At 53.7% G+C, this 17,550-nt stretch carries 11 protein-coding genes and 1 tRNA gene; 3 read left to right on the top strand and 9 right to left on the bottom strand.

What is annotated here, in order from left to right; genetic code table 11:
• Positions 1–12: 12 nt before the first annotated feature.
• Positions 13–1,497, top strand: coding sequence for an aldehyde dehydrogenase family protein (locus Q0775_RS10820; RefSeq protein ID WP_298860279.1), 1,485 nt, complete (start codon positions 13–15; stop codon positions 1,495–1,497).
• Between the two features lie 3 nt (positions 1,498–1,500).
• On the opposite strand, the gene rsgA is transcribed toward Q0775_RS10820, so the two are convergent.
• A complete protein-coding gene (rsgA, locus tag Q0775_RS10815; protein WP_298860276.1) occupies positions 1,501–2,535 on the bottom strand; it encodes a ribosome small subunit-dependent GTPase A in 1,035 nt (344 codons plus the stop codon).
• A 161-nt stretch (positions 2,536–2,696) separates the two neighbouring features.
• On the opposite strand from rsgA, the gene Q0775_RS10810 reads away from it, so the two are divergent.
• Together Q0775_RS10810 and Q0775_RS10805 are read left to right on the top strand one after the other, a co-directional pair.
• Complete coding sequence (locus Q0775_RS10810; protein WP_298860273.1) at positions 2,697–3,563, top strand: glycosyltransferase family 2 protein; 867 nt, start codon at positions 2,697–2,699, stop codon at positions 3,561–3,563.
• A 51-nt stretch (positions 3,564–3,614) separates the two neighbouring features.
• Positions 3,615–3,691: transfer RNA gene (locus tag Q0775_RS10805), tRNA-Arg, on the top strand.
• Between the two features lie 425 nt (positions 3,692–4,116).
• Here Q0775_RS10805 and Q0775_RS10800 read toward each other — a convergent pair.
• From Q0775_RS10800 to Q0775_RS10765, 8 genes are all read right to left on the bottom strand, one after another.
• Positions 4,117–6,063, bottom strand: coding sequence for a PAS domain-containing hybrid sensor histidine kinase/response regulator (locus Q0775_RS10800; protein WP_298860270.1), 1,947 nt, complete (start codon positions 6,061–6,063; stop codon positions 4,117–4,119).
• A 1,579-nt stretch (positions 6,064–7,642) separates the two neighbouring features.
• Positions 7,643–9,478, bottom strand: a complete 1,836-nt coding sequence (locus Q0775_RS10795) for a GMC family oxidoreductase N-terminal domain-containing protein (protein ID WP_298860267.1) — start codon at positions 9,476–9,478, stop codon at positions 7,643–7,645.
• 115 nt (positions 9,479–9,593) lie between these two features.
• The gene (locus tag Q0775_RS10790; RefSeq protein ID WP_298860264.1) at positions 9,594–11,519 is read right to left on the bottom strand and encodes a TRAP transporter fused permease subunit; all 1,926 of its coding nucleotides are present in this window, start codon (positions 11,517–11,519) and stop codon (positions 9,594–9,596) included.
• 95 nt (positions 11,520–11,614) lie between these two features.
• Positions 11,615–12,805: a TAXI family TRAP transporter solute-binding subunit gene (locus Q0775_RS10785; RefSeq protein WP_298860262.1), complete on the bottom strand. Its 1,191-nt coding sequence runs from the start codon at positions 12,803–12,805 to the stop codon at positions 11,615–11,617.
• A 506-nt stretch (positions 12,806–13,311) separates the two neighbouring features.
• Complete coding sequence (locus tag Q0775_RS10780) at positions 13,312–13,857, bottom strand: YaeQ family protein (RefSeq protein ID WP_298860259.1); 546 nt, start codon at positions 13,855–13,857, stop codon at positions 13,312–13,314.
• Between the two features lie 1,077 nt (positions 13,858–14,934).
• Positions 14,935–15,066, bottom strand: coding sequence for a hypothetical protein (locus tag Q0775_RS10775; RefSeq protein WP_298860257.1), 132 nt, complete (start codon positions 15,064–15,066; stop codon positions 14,935–14,937).
• Positions 15,063–15,977, bottom strand: coding sequence for a 2-dehydro-3-deoxygalactonokinase (locus Q0775_RS10770; protein ID WP_298861773.1), 915 nt, complete (start codon positions 15,975–15,977; stop codon positions 15,063–15,065). Before Q0775_RS10770 ends, Q0775_RS10775 begins: the two co-directional genes overlap by 4 nt.
• An 875-nt stretch (positions 15,978–16,852) precedes the next feature.
• A complete protein-coding gene (locus Q0775_RS10765; protein WP_298860253.1) occupies positions 16,853–17,314 on the bottom strand; it encodes an alpha-galactosidase in 462 nt (153 codons plus the stop codon).
• Positions 17,315–17,550: the final 236 nt, after the last annotated feature.

The raw sequence follows: 17,550 nt of genomic DNA, 5'->3' as shown, positions 1-17,550 counted from the left end.
GGAGCCGCCTCTATGCTGGACCAAGCCACCATCGACACCCTGCGCAAAGCGCCTGTTCCCCCTGCGCAAAACCTGATCAACGGCCTCTCCTGCGCCGCCTCTGACGGGCAGGTGATGGATGTGATCTCTCCCGTTGATGGCAGCACCCTCACAACCATGCCGCGCAGCACTGCCACCGATGCGGACCGCGCGATTGCGGCGGCGCGACGCGCTTTTGATGACGGGCGTTGGTCTGATATGGCCCCGGCGGCCCGCAAAAAAATTATGTTCAAATGGGCTGAGCTGATCGAGAAACACGCGCCAGAGCTGGCCGTGCTGGGCGTGCGCAACAATGGCACCGAAATCGCTATGGCCCTCAAGGCAGAGCCGCTGGGGGCTGCGCAGACCATCCGCTATTACGCTGAAGCGCTGGATAAGGTGTATGGTGAGATTGCCCCTACAGACGGCAACACTTTAGGCATGATCCACAAAACCCCCGTGGGCGTGGTTGGCGCGCTCATCCCGTGGAACTTCCCGCTGATGATCGGCGCGTGGAAACTGGGGCCCGCGCTCGCCGCAGGTTGTACCGTAGTGGTCAAACCGCCCGAGACAGCATCCCTGACGCTCATCCGCATCGCGGAGCTGGCGCTGGAGGCAGGCCTCCCCGCAGGTGTGGTGAACGTCGTGACGGGTGAAGGCGCCGTTGTGGGTGCGGCAATCGCGGAGTCCATGCATGTTGATGTGCTGACCTTCACAGGCTCAGGGACCACAGGCCGCCGCTTGATAGAAGCCTCAGCACGCTCGAACATGAAACGCGTCTATCTGGAATTGGGCGGTAAATCCCCCAACATCGTCTTTGCCGACGCTCCCGATCTGACCAAAGCGGCCAAGATCTCAGCCGCTGGTATTTTTCGCAACTCGGGTCAGGTCTGCATCGCGGGCGCACGCCTGCTGGTAGAGCGGTCGATACAAGAGGAATTCACCGATCTACTGATCAAGGCGACAGAGTCCATGAAAATCGGTGACCCCCTCGATCTAGGCAGCGCAGCTGGTGCCGTGAACTCTGCCCGCCAGCTAAAGCAAAACCTTGCCTTTGTTGCAGAGGCACGTGCGCTGGGGCGCCCCGTTTATGGCGGTGAGCAGCTTCTGGCGGAGACGGGTGGCTTTTACATGGCTCCCGCCATTGTGTCTGACGTGATGCCTTCCGACCGGCTGTTCCGCGAGGAAGTATTCGGCCCCGTCCTCGCCGTCACACCCTTCGACAGTGACGAAGAGGCGATAGCCCTCGCCAATGGTACGGAATTCGGACTGGCGAGTGCGGTCTGGACTTCCAACCTGTCCCGCGCCCACCGCATGATCGCAAAGCTGCGGGCGGGTGTCGTACATGTGAACACATATGGCGGGGCAGACGGCACTGTGCCGCTTGGCGGGGTCAAACAATCGGGCAACGGGCACGACAAATCCATGCACGCGATGGACAAGTTCTTTGATCTGAAAACAGCTTGGATCGCGCTCTGAGCACTAGCGGCGTTTGCCGGGTGTGCGTGTGGTTTTGTTGCCCCGCGCGCCCGTGCTTTGAGGTGTGTTGGCAGTGTTCTCTGCCGACAGCTTGCGCCAGCGCTCAATCCGCGCAGGGTCCAGTGTCCCTGCCTTTACGGCTTTGAGCACGGCACAGCCCGGTTCATGCATATGGGTGCAATCGCGAAACTTGCACATTGGGGCCAACTCGGTAATTTCGGCGAATAGCACATCTAGGCCGATCGCCAAATCACTCACATGCAGAGTTCGGATACCGGGCGTATCAATAACCCAGCCGCCTTGTGCAATGGAATGTAGCGAACGGGATGTTGTCGTGTGTCGCCCCTTGGCATCTACCTCGCGAATACCACCCGTCAGCTGCGCATCCTCCCCTGTTTTTTGCGCCAGCGTATTCAGCAAGGTTGATTTCCCGACACCAGACGACCCGACAAGTGCCACAGTCTGCCCTTCCCCGCACCAAGGGGCGAGCACATCGATTGCATCGGCGGTTTTTCCGTTTACGGCAACAACAGCCAAGTCCCGTTGAAGCGCGGCGGCCTGCTCCACGAATGGCGTAACATCCTCCACCTGATCAGCCTTCGTCAGCACGATCACGGGATTTGTCTCTGCCTCATTGGCAAGCGCAAGATACCGCTCAAGCCGCGCGGGGTTAAAATCATCATTGCAGGAGGTCACAATAAATAGCGTATCCACATTCGCCGCGATAAGTTGCGGTCCGCGCCCGCCTTCAATCTTGCGCTGCAACAGCGCGTGCCGCTCAAGACGGCGAACCACCAGATGCGTGTCAGGCTCCGCCAAAACCCAATCGCCAACCGCAAATTCAGTTGTTTTTGAGCCTAAAGGCAAAGCAGGCTTAATCCGCCCGCTCACGGCTACCGCCCCCATCCGCGCGCGGTGGACGGTGGCAATACGCATCGGCGTCAGATGTGCCTCATCCGCCTCAACCTGGTCGGCAAAAAAGGCGGTCCAGCCCAACGCCGCAAGTGCGCGTTCATCATTTTGAAAACTCTCTGTCACATTCTATTCAATGCTCGGCAGACTCGAATGATGCAAGCCCTCTGTACTTTAATTCGTACCGCAGTGATGCCATAGACCGCAAAAATTCACACTACTGTCATGCAAATACTTGATCGCAATACCATCCCCCGCTACGCAAACGTCAGCATGAGGACACCGGCATGAAAATCTGCGCCATCACGATGGTCTATCGCGACTATTGGGCCCTGGACCAGTGGTACCGCCACTACGCCAAGTATCTTGGCGCTGAGAACCTCTATATCATATCACACGGGGTTGATCCTGAAATCGCAAAGATTTGCCCCAAGGCAAGTATCATCAATATTCCGCGTGAAGATTTGAAAAGCTTTGACCGCGTGCGCATGCGGGTAATCAATGGCATTCAGTCAGGGTTGGGCAACATTTACGACTGGGTGATTCAAACCGACGCAGACGAGTTGGTCTGCTTCAATCCAAACACCTACGGCTCGTTTCAAGAGATGTTCGAGAGCACCAAAGCGCCTGCTCTCTTTGCGCTTGGCCTCAACGTAGCAGAAGTCGAAGGGGACATGCCTCTCAAGCGAGCCGATATGGCACTCGCCAACCGCAGAACTGCTTGCGTGACCGGAAACTACAGCAAGGCATTTGCCGTACGCAAATCAATCCCACTGCGCTGGCACGGCGTGTTTTGTGGCTATCGCAAGACAGAAGACTTTCCCTTCGAGATGCCCGATGACGTGTTCTACGTCCATCTCAAGCACGCCAACCTTGAAGCACTTATCGCCGCCAACGCCGTGCGCCAGTCCGTTGCCGACAGCGTAGGCGAAAAATGGAACGTCAACGGCTGGGCGGAGCCGGACTTTCACGCAAAACGCTTCTTCCGCAAAACGGCAGCGGCCAAGTTTCTGCCGTGGGAGCAAGCCGTGGCTTTGGGCTATTCGCAAATCCGCGACAACCCCGTCCGCGACCCAGAACGCGGCATCGTGAAGCCACCCTTCATCAACTACGTTTGCCGCACGACCCTTCCCGACTGGTTTCGTGAAATATAGTTCGACAGCCTCTTGATGGACCTGCTTGCTTGGCACATAAACGGCCATAGCGGTCCCTTAGCTCAACTGGATAGAGCAGCTGATTTCTAATCTGCAGGTTTGGGGTTCGAGTCCTCAAGGGATCGCCATGAAAGTAAGGTGAACATCAACACCATGGCGAACCTCACGGCACCGAATTTATAGCAAGTTGATGATATTTACCCCGTCAGGATCCGCCTAACGATTTGAGGGAATTTAACCAGCGAAACCGCCGATTGACTCAAAGACAATCTTTCCGACAACTTCTGGGCCAATCAGTTTGTCTCACCTGTCTATTTTGAGGCCACTGCCCTCTACTTCCGCACCTTCACAGTCAACCCAGCAATCTCAGATGAAGGTCTACCATTTGCTGAGAAATGCTATCACGTGTTCTTACTGGGCAAGCTAACCATTACTGATGAACCAAAACGATAGTGAAAAAGTGGTCATTGTAATCTAGAGAAAATAGGATGTTGAACAAGTCCATAGGAGCCGGAACTTCCTATCGGCTCTTAGGCTGATTGCTGAAAGAGTTTCAGCTTCCTGCCGTGGTTGTCTGTAATACATCGAAAACTGTATGAAGCAGGTCAGAGCGGTTTACAGGTTTCATCAAATGAATATCCGAAGTCCTCATTTTTGTATCCTGCGCAATGGCATCGGAGGCGTAGCCAGACAAAAAGATACATGGCATGTCAGGGTCGATCACACGGATAGCTTCAGCCAATGCAGGGCCCAAGAGGTTACCAGGCATAACGACATCTGTTAGCAGAAGGTCAAACCTTTTTGGGGATGAAAAAATCGCTAACGCTTCATCTCCCGACTTGGCCGTCGTGACATCATACCCTGCACCTTCCAACGTACGTTTGAGAACTCGCATTACCTCTTCTTCATCCTCAGCAAGCAGAACAGCGCCCTTCCCTCGTGATTGTTGATCAGTGTCCTGCTTCGCACACTCTGTTTGGATGTCTTGCTGATCAGTCGCTTTGAAAATGAGGTTGAATGTCGTCCCGATACCGATCTCGGATTCAATCTGGATTGATCCGTTTGATTGTTTGATAAAACCCTGCACCATCGACAGTCCCATGCCAGAGCCAAATCCTAAAGGTTTATCCGTGAAGAAGGGTTCGTAAACCTTCTCAATCTTTTCCGGGGAAATACCGCAACCGGTGTCGCTTATAGTCATCCTGACATAGCGCCCGGGTTCAAAACTCTCGGCGCCAATCAACGGTTCATCTTCGTGGACTGCTATATTCGAGGTTTCGATTTTCATCGTGCCCCCGCTTGGCATTGCGTCTCGGCCGTTCAGCAAAATATTAATAATCGCGTTTTCCGCAGAAGTCGGGTCCAACTCGACATCCCACAATTCTGTCATCAACGCCACTTTAAGATCTATGGTAGCAGGCAAAACGCGTGAGCTCCATGTCATCGTATTCTCGACAAGCGCATTGAGATTGAGCCGTTTGGGTTCAAGATAGGCGCGTCGCGAGAAGCTCAGAAGATTTTTTGTAAGATCAGCACCGCGCAAGGTGGCCTCAATCGCATAGCCTACCAGCTCATCGCGCTCCGCCTCGTCATTAACTTCGAGACAGAGTTCCAGATTGCCAAGTATTATCGCAAGCAGGTTATTGAAGTCATGCGCAACACCACCCGTCAGCGTACCAATCGCTTCAATCCGTTGGGATTGGCGCACGGCTGCCTCGGCCAAACGCAGTTCCGTCAAATCAATACTTGTGCCGACACTTTCAATCATCTTACCATTTGCATCGAATATGGGCTCTTCAATTTGATGTATGTATCTGACGTCCCCATTCGGCCAGAGCGCTCGATATTCGAAATTTTGTGCTTCGCCAGCGTCCAGCCTTTCGATAGCTTGCTGGAAAACTGCACGATCACTAGGATGAATGAGCGACAGTTGCGCATTGGGTCCCGATGCTCGAAGACAAAACTCATCCGCGGTCAGTCCAAAATGTGCTGCATGCTGATCGGAGCAGTACTCACAGTTGTCGCTTTGCGCCCCAAAAGAGAAATGGCCGATACCTGCAATACGCACAGCTGTCCTCAGTTGTGCCTCGCTTTCGGCTACTTTGGATATCTGCTTCTCGGTTTCTATTGTTTTATCAAGCAACAATAACTTGAGTTTTTTTTCGATTTCGCGGAAGGCTTCGATGCTGGCATCGCGCTGATCTTTAAGGTGGCCGAGTGTACCACCTATAACGTGAAACAAGAGTACCCCGGTGACGACCTGCGGAATGTCTCCAGTCAATGTAACGGGTCCAAATTGCACAAAATACGCTCTTACAAAGACCGCAGACGCAACACTCCCCCCAACAAGTCCTGCCCGCAGCCCTCCCAGCGATCCTGCAATGATAACGCATGTCATCAGAATGAAAAAAGGAGCCGGCAGCGCGAAGCCAAGGAGCGTTTGCACCTGAACCAACAGGGCTGCGATGATTGTTGGCATAGCCCATTTAAGCTTTTTCATTGTAGGTGCTCGCTGTGAAGACATTGTATTTAAAGCATTATTACGATGCATTTTTGAGAAAGAAGAGAACCGTCACTTTTGTAAACAGCTCATGGGCCGAGATGCTCGCTCAAGCAATACGGCATATCGAGTAAATGATGTTGGATTACAAATTTTTTCGAACTCGTTAATGGCAATCAGGCTTATGGAAACTCTTGATCCGAAAACGGGCGCAAGCATGGTTTATGGGAAATAACGCTTCTCAATCGCCCCTAGAACGAACATTTCGGCGAAATTGAGAAAAGTCAAAAATCGCGCATCTGGCTACCAATACGAACGTATATCAAAAGCGGGCAAAGCCGAATTTGGCGGGGATGCTATCCACCGCTAATTTCTGAGACCGGAACATATATCGAAAGACATTATACTTTTTCAACAAGCCGCTATTTCGCACGATCAATATATTACCGAAAAAGGCTGTTTGACTTGACCATGGGCTTCTATCGGGTTCTTTCGATTATTGCCTCCTCCTATGGATCATTCGATAAACGTATTTGTCTTGGCACTCCTGTATAACATGCAGCTCTCTTACGCGAACAGATTGCTGCGTCTCACCCAATACGTTGAATCTCCCCGTTTGGGTAAAGTTAGTTGGGTTTGCGGTTCCGACCTGAACAGCCGCAACCTGGTTTGGATGACCATCTGTGATCGAGCCGAAGATCGTGTTGTTGCGACCTGTCTCATTGAATGCAGATGCATTACCGTGGATTCCAAAAAAGTATCACTAACACTCAGAATGATACCATTGCCGCGACCTGTCTGGAACATATTACCCACCTTCAACGCAGCCGAAACAGTTGCAGTATCACCAGAAAATCCAAAACAGGTATTGTGATCATCGCCAAAAACTGTGGCTTTGATGGTATTGACCGTGTTGCCGCTCAACCAGAAATTGAAGGATTTCAAGTGGTCCGAGGACTGCATTTAGGCCCGTAAACGCCGTTTGACCGGCGATATATCGCACGCTGCCCCCCCCCCCCGATGGCGTCAAAGAACTACGCCGAGAAGCAAAAGGCCCGAAAGAAGTGGTTGTTGAGCAGACGCTAGAACTGCATCTTCTCAAAAAGGGCACACAACTCCCCTCTCCGCAGATTGCTTTGCAATCGGCTGCCGTGCAATCGAAAGGATCAAAGGAAAGACACTTGAAACGCGACGCTGGTATCGCAGACAACGGGCCACATAATCAAACCAACCAGATGAGCCTTCCTCTCTCCTTCTTTAAAATGCTCTTAGTTCCAAAAGCCTGACGCAGGACAATTGAGGGCCTGACACTCGGCGCTGCAACCTAGATGATTTGACAAAGACTACCGCCTTGATGAGCTATAGACACGTGTTCTGGATTTTATAAATGACCAACTAACGGCAGCCCAGTTTCCCTTCCCATACGGACCCTTCCATAAAAAGAAGGAAGGATGTTGCTGACCTGAGGTGCCAAATTATAATAGATAAATTTCACGTGTGCGGCCGCTCACATTCATGAGCGGCCATTCAAATATTCCCAATAAACGCAAGGCAGCCTGTGCCTTTCAGGTTCATATTTTTAAGCGGCCTCAGTCCGTTTCAACTGATGTGCTGCTGAGATGATATCTGCCGCTTTTTCTCCGATCATGATAGACGCGGCATTGGTGTTCCCACTGACGATATCAGGCATCACACTTGCATCAGCCACCCTGAGGTGTCCAACACCGCTGACGCATAGGTTTGCATCTACGACGTCGCCCATGCGGCAGGTCGAGCACAGGTGATACACAGTCACCGAGTAATGCAGCGCAAGGTTTTCGAGCAAAGCATCGCTGGGAGCTTGCCCCTCGACATAGCCGTGCTTTTTGGCAAGTGCGGGGGGAATGTTAAGCGGTCCGGGCTTTTTCTCTCCTGGCCAGTTTGCCGCAATATCGAGCGCTTTTCGGATCACTGCGACCATCACTTTTAGATCATGTGGATCGGTGAGGTAGTTCATGCGGATAATCGGCGCGGCAAGCGGGTCTGAACTCGCCAGTACAATTTCGCCTTTGCTGTGGGGCAGCACAGGATTGGCCAGCAGCAGCATGTTTTCCTGATCCGCCGCGAGCGTCTTGTCGGGATCCTCAAAGAAATCTTCGAGTTTTATCCTCAAACGCTCACCCAAAAGGCCCGCGTCAAAGCCACTCGGCACATATCCGATTTGCGCATCATGGCTATGCGCATCGCCCAACCCGGTCGAGAAGAACGCAACCGCATCATAGAGAGAGGACGACACAAGGCTTTCTCCTGTTTCCATCCACTGGGCCACGCGCCGCTCTGCTTCGGCTTTGAGACCTGCCAGTTCGGGCGACAAGTTCTCATCGTCGGCAGGATCAGCAGGGAGAGGCCCAGCAGGCGCACGCAAGGCGTCGGGTCCTGCGGAGACGCCTACCTCGGCGATTGGAACACCAATGCCGGGTGCGGGGAAGAACAGCGGACAATGCAGGTGGTCTTTGAGGTTTTTACCCACACCGGGCAATTCGTGCAGGCACTCCAGATCAACCGCCTCGATTTCGCGGCGAGGTCCGATGCCTGACAGCATCAGGATTTGTGGCGAACCTACTGCGCCTGCACTCAGGATGACTTCACTTGACGCATTGATCGTATGCGTGGTGCCGTCTGCATCACGGTACTCAATACCACTTGCAGCGCGTGCGCCCTGCTCACCTGACAGGATCACCCGCGTCACATGGGCGTGCGGGATGATCGTGAGGTTGCCACGTTTTTCTGTGTCACCTTGTAGAAACGCGCGGTAGGTACTGGAGCGCATTCCGTTGCGCGTTGTTGTTTGGAACAGCGAGGCCACACCATTCGGACCCCCACGATCCCGCCCGTTGTAGTCACCTGTCGGGATGCCTGTTTCCCCCGCCGCAGTCACAAAATCGCGTGATGCCGGAATAACGGGAGAGCGAACGGACACGCCAAGCGGACCGCCTGTGCCATGGGCGTCACTATCGATCGAGATTTCATTACTCGGCGTCAGGTCCTCGCTTTTGATGAAATAGGGGAGGACATCCTCATAGCTCCATCCTGTGGCACCCGCTTCGGCCCACGCGTCGAAGTCTCCCGGATGGCCGCGTACATAAGCCATATAGTTTAACCCTGATGAGCCACCGAGCATTTTACCACGCGGCACTGGCATCAGATTGTCGCGCAACCCAAGGCCGGCGTTGCCTGGATCGGCAGTGTACATCCAATCGGTCTGTGGATCGAGTTGTAGACCCGCAACAGCGGCGGGCATCATTTCATGGTCTGGGGGTGGGCCGCCTGCCTCAACAAGTGCGACGCGGCAGTTGGGATCTTCGCTTAGGCGTGTGGCGATCACAGCACCGGCCGAGCCGCCGCCCACAATGATGAAATCATACGTATCAGACATAAGTTGGTTTCCTCCGCTAGAAGCCTCTGACATTTTGGGGGCCAGATGGCATTGACCGGCATGCCGTTGCCGAAATAAATGCACGCATAACGTGCGTTGATACAGCAGCCCGTGATTACATGGCTGGTTGATCCAGTTTCTTGTTTGCCGCCCAGATGAGCGCGACCAGCGCAGCTGATACTCCGCCACCAATCAAGGTGGTCATCAAACCTGGAAAACTGAAGGCAAATCCTGCAATCGCCAGTGGTGCGCGCAGCAGAGTGCGGACATGGCCCACGCCCAGAAGGTACCCCTCAAGTCCGCCTGATAGCAAAATGATACCAATAATGATTGAGGGGAGCACATAAATCAGGGGTGTCAAATCGCCCTGAAGCACCAGTGCAGGTTGGAACAAAAAGAACAGCGGCACGAAGTAGATCACCACCCCCAGTCGCATGGCGGTAAAGGATGTCAGCATCGGCTTGGCCCCTGCGATGGTCGCGGCAAGGAAGGCGGCAGCGCCTACAGGGGGCGTTATGACCGATAGCATCGCATAATAGATGATGAAGAAGTGCACAGCGACTTCGTTCAGGCCACCAATCTCGATAATCGCAGGAGCGAGTGTCACGGCGAGGAAGATGTAGGCGACAATCGCCAGACCTGCCATGCCCATTATGAAGCAGGCGAGCACGCCGAGGGCGATGATCAGGTACACGTTATCCCCGCCCAAAGCGATGAGACCCGATGTCATGGAACCCGTCACACCCGTAATCGTCAATGCGCTCACGACAAAGGCGATGGGGAGGATGATCGCAGCGGTTTGCGTCACTAAAATACCAATCTGGCGCAGCGTGGCAAAAGCGCGGGTGGGCGTCATCATCGTTTCACGGTTCAAAAAGCTGAGGGCGACCATCATCACACAAGCGTACCATGGCGCGTAATACTCCCAACGCATATAGAGCAGCCCCCAGACCAGAAACACCATCACGGAAAGGAAGGGCCAGCCGCGTTTGAGGACTGCACGGGCCGAGGGTAAGGCGTCAGGGGCCATGCCGACCAAGCCCTTGCGCGCGGCATAGGCGTCAACTTGGAGCAGTAGCCCAAAGTAAAACAGCAAGGAGGGCAGGATCGCGGCCACCATGATTGTCGCGTAATCAACGCCGATGGTGATCGCCATGACAAAGGCAATCGCCCCCATCACGGGCGGCATTACGACACCACCTGTGGAGGCACAGGCCTCAATCGCGGCAGCGTAATGGGCAGGGTAGCCAACCTTTTTCATCGTGGGGATCGTGATCGATCCTGTGCCAGCGATATTGGAGAAAATCGAGCCTGACAGAGAGCCAAAAAAACCACTGGCCACGATGCAGACCTTTGCCGGACCGCCACGGTATTTGCCAAAGCCGGCATTGGCGAGATCGATAAAGAACTGACCCGCACCTGTGGCGATGAGGACCCCTGCAAACACCAAAAAGCCCAAGACAATCTCAGCCACAATCTTGGTGGTGATGCCCATCATGCCTTCGGTGCGGAACACATGGGCCTCGATCATCCGATCAAAGCTGTAGGGGATACCCATCATAATGCCAGGAAAGGAATCGGCGACGATCGGGTAAAGGCCAAGAAAGAACACCACCAACAGGAAGGGGATGCCACCAGAACGACGCGCGATTTCCAGCATCAACACCCAGAAGATGATTCCTGCGGGGATGTTCGTCCATCCCGCCTGTACCATGTCCCACGCATGGGTGGAGAACCACATGCAGATGCAAAAAGACACCGCAGCTGCGATGATGTCATAGAAGGGGACCGTCATTTGCCCCTTGCGAGCAGGCAGTGCGATAAAGGCGGCTGCACTAAAAATGCCGATAAAGAACCAGTAGTATTGCCCTTCCAGCAGACGCTTGCCACCGATTGGGATGCCAAAGACATAAGCGATCCCCATACCCAGTCCGCAAGCGCAGAGCAGAACAAAAATTATGCTTTTGGCACAAAACAGATCGCCCAGTCTGGTGACTTCGGAGGCGTGTATAGTGTCTGTTGCGGGACTAGGGGCTGACATGCGCTGATCCTGACAAAACGGGCCAATAAGGCGGGACGTGACGAGGATAGCAGAGCGGGCGCACCGCTCTGCCGATAACGTGTCTTGGGAGGCGCTTAGAGGCGCGAGCGGAAGCCTGTTAGGCCTTGGGTTTTCTTGGCCATGTGATCAAGGAATTCCTGGTTCTCGAAATTAATCTCGATCCCTTGCTCCATCGCCTCTTTCAATCCTTCCTGACGCGCAGCGATCCAGCTGTCCATTTGCGCAATAGCGGCATTGTTCCATGCGTCATCTGCGTCGGTCCATTGGCCAATCTCGCGCAAATATTTCACCGTGCCTTCATGCACAGGCATTGGTGTGCGGTCGAGGTAGCCGCGAAACAGCTCCATCGACATGCGCGCAGCCAAGGCGTGCGTCCCTTTGTAGGCGTCGAACGAGCCGTGCATCCATTTCGCCATGTTATAGACGAAATCCACATCTGCCGAAGCAGGCACGGAATAGAGAAAGTTTGATGTTACACCGCCCACGCCCTGCGCAGTTTTTACGCCAAGCGATATTTCTGTCGGAATGAGCATGGGACGGTGGGTGAGGTAGCCGTCCCATCCTTTGGTATCTGCAGGGTCCATATTGAGCCAGCGGATGCTGCCTGGTGCGCCTTCCATCTCGGACAGGACGGACGAAATGGGTGCGCAATAGGCCACGTCAGATTTACCTTCTACGACGGAGCGGCAGTTCTCGCTATAACTGGAAGCGGGTACAAATTCGATGCCTGCCGCTGCTTCCTCTGGTGTCATGCCAAGAAAGGCAGGCAAAGCGTCATTAACAGCGGTGACCATCGCAGGCGAGAACAAACCTTGGGTGACGCGCACACCACCCTTTTTGATGTCGACTAAGGTTTGGATTTCAGAATCGCCAGCCACGACATAGCCCCAAGGCGTGTCGTTATGGTGCCACATGATGCGTTGCGCCGTAGGCTTCACCCCAGCGTAGCCGCCGATCCCCTGAACCTGAAACCGCATCTCAGCGGCGGCAACAGAGGAAATCGCAATATCTTCGCGGTCAGTCAGTCGAAGGTAGCGAACTTGTTCACTATCTTCAGGCACGATGCGCACCGTCGCGCCAGTCTCGGCTTGCAGTACCGGCCCCCAGCCATTGGTGGAGGCAAAGCTGCCTGTGGAAGTGCCGGGCGTTCCAATCACCAACAGCCGCGGCCAGTCATAATCCTGTGCTATTGCCGCACCCGTCAGCCCCAGTGCAATCACTATGGACCCGATGGCTGTTGATGCAAGTTTCTTGATATTTTTCATGTCATCCCTCCCGTTATTATTCCAGATCAGTTCGGATACGCTGCGCGCCATTTGTTTAAAGCTATGCAGAAACTTGCCTGCGGCACTCGTGAACAGATCATTGCGGCCTCAGCCGTAGCTGCGAAAAGCAAAGCACATTGAGCCGCCTCCCAACGGTCCAAGGTGTCTGGCGCACTCAACAAAGAGGTTGCTGCACGATGGCCAGAGCCAAAGCTAAGCAACTGGTTTCCAACCTGTCAATGATTGTGTGCGGATGTTCGAAGCGCAAAATCATATCTGGATTCAACAGCGTAAAGTAGGTAACTGCCCTTGAAAGCCTTAGAGTTATCGCCTGAAACTCAGCAAAACGCGCAGCTTCTACGGGCTTATTCTACCCATAGCTCACACCCTAGTTACGTTGGGTAACAGTCTTTGGAGACCTATGGCAGCAAAAGACTGCTGTGCAATCTTTCCACCATTCCGATTCTATACAGGATGCGGCACCCTTTAGTGCTGCTCGACCCGCTCTAATCCGCGCTCTTCCATTCGACTGGCGTAACGTAGGCAATGTTGTCATCAACACTGACCATCACTTCACCGTCTTGAATGTTGATCTGCAACTTCATTGAGCGGCTTGCCAATTTCGCCAACTCGCTTGTGTCCTTTTCCGACAGATTTATGACCTGAAGGTTGTCAAAGCGGGTTGTGCTGTTTTTAATCTTTTCCCACCACGCCTGCGCCGTCCTGCCGCCGTAACAATAGATTATAACCTTACCTGATTTGCCGCAGGACTGACGCACCACCTTTTCGCTCGGCAGTCCCAACGCAACCCACAATTCCAACTCGTCACTCAGGCTTTTTTGCCAGATGTCAGGTTCGTCATCCGTCGACAGACCCTTGGTCATCTCCAAATGCTCATTGGCATTCAACGCAAAAGCCAACAGTCGCACCATGAGCCGCTCATCCGTCTCTGACGGGTGCCTTGCCACAGTTAGTTTATGGGTCTCGTAATAGTGGCGATCCATATCCGAAACAGAAAGTTCCACTTTATAAATAGTAGATTTTTGCGCCATAAAACTTTCCTAGCATTGCAATTCTTACGGACGCCTAGTGCGTCTGACGTCCTTGTGAAAGCAGATAAAGATGACCTTTTGGAAATGCCGACCTGTTGCCTGTGCCTAATTCGCTTGTGGCTCACAGTTCTGTCCTGAAAAGCAAGCGGCGCAGTAATATTTGTCAAAACGGCTGTTATCAAAGAATGATATCACAACAATCGCCACCTTCCGCTTGCCTTTGGCAATCGTATCGCCGTGTAACGGTGGATGCATAGGATATGTTGTATGCTCCATGCCGTAAGGCGGAGTGAACTCGTCAACTGATCAGCGTGGACGCGAAGATAATACGCATCAAACCACATGAACTGCGCTGCTTATACCAAGAAGGCTCTGTTCCAGCACTCTGATCCTTGTGTCAGCACATATCATGTTTTGCGAACATCAGAACATGACCCGATCACGCAAACACAATTCAGGTATTCTCTAAGAACTAAAATGGTTTGGCCGTTCTCTTAACGGATTTCGCGAAACTCCGATGGATGTCCGCAGGTACGCAGCGCCATTTTTAATTCAACCCTTGCGAGAAAGTGAAAAGGGTTGTCTGATGACAGGTGCCACCAACAGATAGGATCACGGAAGGGAAATCCGGTTGGTCGGGTGCTTCTGTCCTTCCCTGTGGCTCAAGAGCGGTGCCAAAAAGCGAAGGGTGTGGTCGTATTTAATGCGAATTGATGAAACGTTTGTCCTCACTAAATCAAATTTGGTTTCCGTCGGACAGCTTCTGGTCCAATGACCCAGACCAACCCGTGGCATGTCACGGGGGTTGAAATGTGCCCTGATGGCGTGTTGCACGTTTTAGCCGGAAGAATGCCCACGGATAGGCCCAGCGCGGCGGGGTAGCAGTGAGCGAGCCCAACACAACTTTCAAGCCAGCCATTACTGCCGCCCAGCGGCACCCTCGTAATCTGACCTGTTGGCGGATCGATATAATAGTCAAAGCGGCTGTCAAAAACAGAGGCGATTAAAGGTATATCAAGGCGCACTTCGATCCCCGTCACGCGCACACGCGCCCTGACTGTATGTCATTGCTTCAATCTATTTAAGTAGTTCGGGGAAGTTGAGTGGCGCCTCGACACGGGTGACGCCTTCTGCGATCAACGTTGCGCAAATCTCTGACACTTCATACGTCTGAATGATTTGCAGGATGGCTATGGCATTCCAGTTCATGTGTTGGCCCCTTTATATCCGCTGTACGCTGAAGTTAGTCCAGCGAGCGTAAAGTCTATGCTCTCCAGCATTTCAGCCTGAATGCCCTGCTCCGCCAATGCGATGCGGTAGTGCGCCGCAACATCATTTACACCAAGGATCGCCACATGACGGCCCAACCAATAAGGCTTTGTGCCAGCCAGCTCCAAACCGATCAATAACCCTGACAGCCGCGCACGTGCAGCGTCAGCAGGAGTGTCCAATAACAGCTCCGCAGCATGCATCCCGAATAGTTGCGCAGCAAAGGCCTGTGGGCGATCCATCGCGTTGGCCACACCTGTCAAAAAGCTGCCCTGATCCCATCCGGTACTGGTTACCGTATGGCGCAAAACAGACTGCTGTGACAGGAGGGCAAAAATTTCACCCGTAATGCAGGTCTGAAAGCTGACAATCTCGCCCGCACTGATGTGCACCCATTTTGTGTGGGTGCCAGCCAGACACAAAATACCGTCAAAATCGGGCTGGCTGCTTAGAACACCTGCGATCTTCGCCGCCTCACCGCGCATCACGTCAGGCGGGGACATCTGCTTCACCCCTGGCAGGATATGCACTGACAGGCGAGGGTCAGTACAGGCGGGAGTCACAGCCGATTGTCCGCTGGGCGGGGCGCAAGGGGTCGCAACATAGGGCGCTTCCAGCCACCCTTCACGTGCGCCGACCATGCCCGTACAAATCACAGGGGTGACATGATCAGATGCGAGATATGGATCCACAAGCTCTAAAAGCGCAGATTCAAATGCGCCCTGCGCAAGACTTGCTATCCCTTTGTCAGAGCTGTCTTGGGCAAACGGCAACCCGTCAGGGCCCATCATCCAGACCCTCAGATACGAGGTATCCCAATCGACGGCGATCCACTCAGCCAAATCTTGCATGCTATCCATCCCCTATCCCGAAACTATAAAGCCGCCACCTACGACGATCAGTTGGCCCATCATCATGCGGCTGAAGTTCGACTAAAGGAACAAGACTGTGTTCACAATGTCTTCGGATATGAGCGTACTCTTGCGGCATTGATGTTCGATATGCGCGGGCTGCGCAAACCAAGAAACGCGATGTGTTCAATCTTCAGGGGCTTTACCTTGTGACAGGATGGGTTTCTTTTCCCACCAGAGATGCGAGGGTTGCCCCTCGGTCGACTTGGGTCACAGGATCGATTTAGACTTTGACGAAGCCGCGCGGTTAATCTGGCTAATGTGGCTTCCATGCGGCACGACGCTCCGACAGCAGCTCGTCAGGCGACAGTATATATTAAGCGCCCTCTCATCGACTGACAAACGAATGCGCTCGCTGGTTGGCTCCAGTGCAGGATTGCCTCCAGCGCACATTGCAGGACTGCGGCTTTGGCTACCTGTGCCTGAAATTCGCGCTTCCGAAACAAGTTCCATGTCGCGTGCCCCTTTTTTGACCATCTTGGCCTGAATCGGCATTTTTCATCGTGACCCAGGTAATGCGCTGAGACAGCACAAGGTCGCGCTGTTTGAGCACGGGTTTACCGCGTGAAAGGCCCATTTTTTCCACGGTTGCTGGCTCAAAAGCGGTGAGCCCCAAGAGCCGCGGTATTGTTTACGCACTGGCCGCGGCCTTACCTGCGGTGACGACAAAGCACGCGCCAAATAGGTTCTGTTGCTGCTCAACGATTACAGCAGAGCCCGCACTGTTGAGGCGCAGGGTATTTGCGCTGCGCATCCAGTCGCGGATGTCTTTCCACCACTAAGGGACGCTCCTTAGAACTCCCGCTCGCGCGCACCTAATTCACGCAGGTTATCCCGGAATCAGTACGGAAGCAAAAACGAAGCACTGCTTTCAATCTCGACCACCGCAAACCGGCTCGCAAACGGTCAAACAAGGCATAGGTCCCATGGGTCAAGGCCGCATCCGGTATCGGCAGGACGCGACGATGATCCCATTTGATATAGTCGATAGGGTTATCGCACAAAATGATCGCTCTCTGGTCGCAAAGATAATCTCCCACATGCGGCAGCGCCATGTTGACAGGTTTTTGCTGCCGACGCTGTGTCGGGTCGGATGCGCCCGAAGCGCAATCGGAATCGACGCGGCAGACGCCGCTGTCCTCGAAGATCATCTCAGACCCGAACCATAGACCAAACATCATACCAAAACTGTGCACATGCTCAATAAGTGGAGTCGAAGCGTCGGGGGTATTTGCGCGGAACAATGATCCAGACATGCGGACTGGTGGTGTCATCATCGCGGCGTCCGAACCCACCGTCACCAAAGACGAACCTCTCTCCCCTCGGGTGTGCCTTACGCTGCGCCGTCTCTTTTGGAACAGGCCACTTGTGATAAAATCAGGCCGCCTCTCAACAGTAGTAGTGCGCAGGGAGCGGTGTGTCAGGCTTGGGCATGAAACATCCGGTCGCGCAATTGGCGCTGAAAGCTAGCAGCGAAGCCAGTCAGTCCAGTGTCCGAATGGGTCGGATAAAG

The organism is uncultured Sulfitobacter sp., assembly GCF_947499945.1.
Taxonomy (GTDB): domain Bacteria; phylum Pseudomonadota; class Alphaproteobacteria; order Rhodobacterales; family Rhodobacteraceae; genus Sulfitobacter.
The sequence above is the reverse complement of the archived record's forward strand: the minus strand, read 5'-3'. Positions and strand labels throughout refer to the sequence as shown.

Bases quoted from the DNA above. Each gene is read 5' to 3' on its own strand.
- Q0775_RS10820 (WP_298860279.1), top strand. From the start codon at position 13: ATGCTGGACCAAGCCACCATCGACACCCTGCGCAAAGCGCCTGTTCCC.
- Q0775_RS10810 (WP_298860273.1), top strand. From the start codon at position 2,697: ATGAAAATCTGCGCCATCACGATGGTCTATCGCGACTATTGGGCCCTG.
- Q0775_RS10800 (WP_298860270.1), bottom strand. From the start codon at position 6,063: ATGAAAAAGCTTAAATGGGCTATGCCAACAATCATCGCAGCCCTGTTG.
- Q0775_RS10795 (WP_298860267.1), bottom strand. From the start codon at position 9,478: ATGTCTGATACGTATGATTTCATCATTGTGGGCGGCGGCTCGGCCGGT.
- Q0775_RS10790 (WP_298860264.1), bottom strand. From the start codon at position 11,519: ATGTCAGCCCCTAGTCCCGCAACAGACACTATACACGCCTCCGAAGTC.
- Q0775_RS10785 (WP_298860262.1), bottom strand. From the start codon at position 12,805: ATGAAAAATATCAAGAAACTTGCATCAACAGCCATCGGGTCCATAGTG.
- Q0775_RS10780 (WP_298860259.1), bottom strand. From the start codon at position 13,857: ATGGCGCAAAAATCTACTATTTATAAAGTGGAACTTTCTGTTTCGGAT.
- Q0775_RS10775 (WP_298860257.1), bottom strand. From the start codon at position 15,066: ATGAACTGGAATGCCATAGCCATCCTGCAAATCATTCAGACGTATGAA.
- Q0775_RS10770 (WP_298861773.1), bottom strand. From the start codon at position 15,977: ATGCAAGATTTGGCTGAGTGGATCGCCGTCGATTGGGATACCTCGTAT.
- Q0775_RS10765 (WP_298860253.1), bottom strand. From the start codon at position 17,314: ATGATGACACCACCAGTCCGCATGTCTGGATCATTGTTCCGCGCAAAT.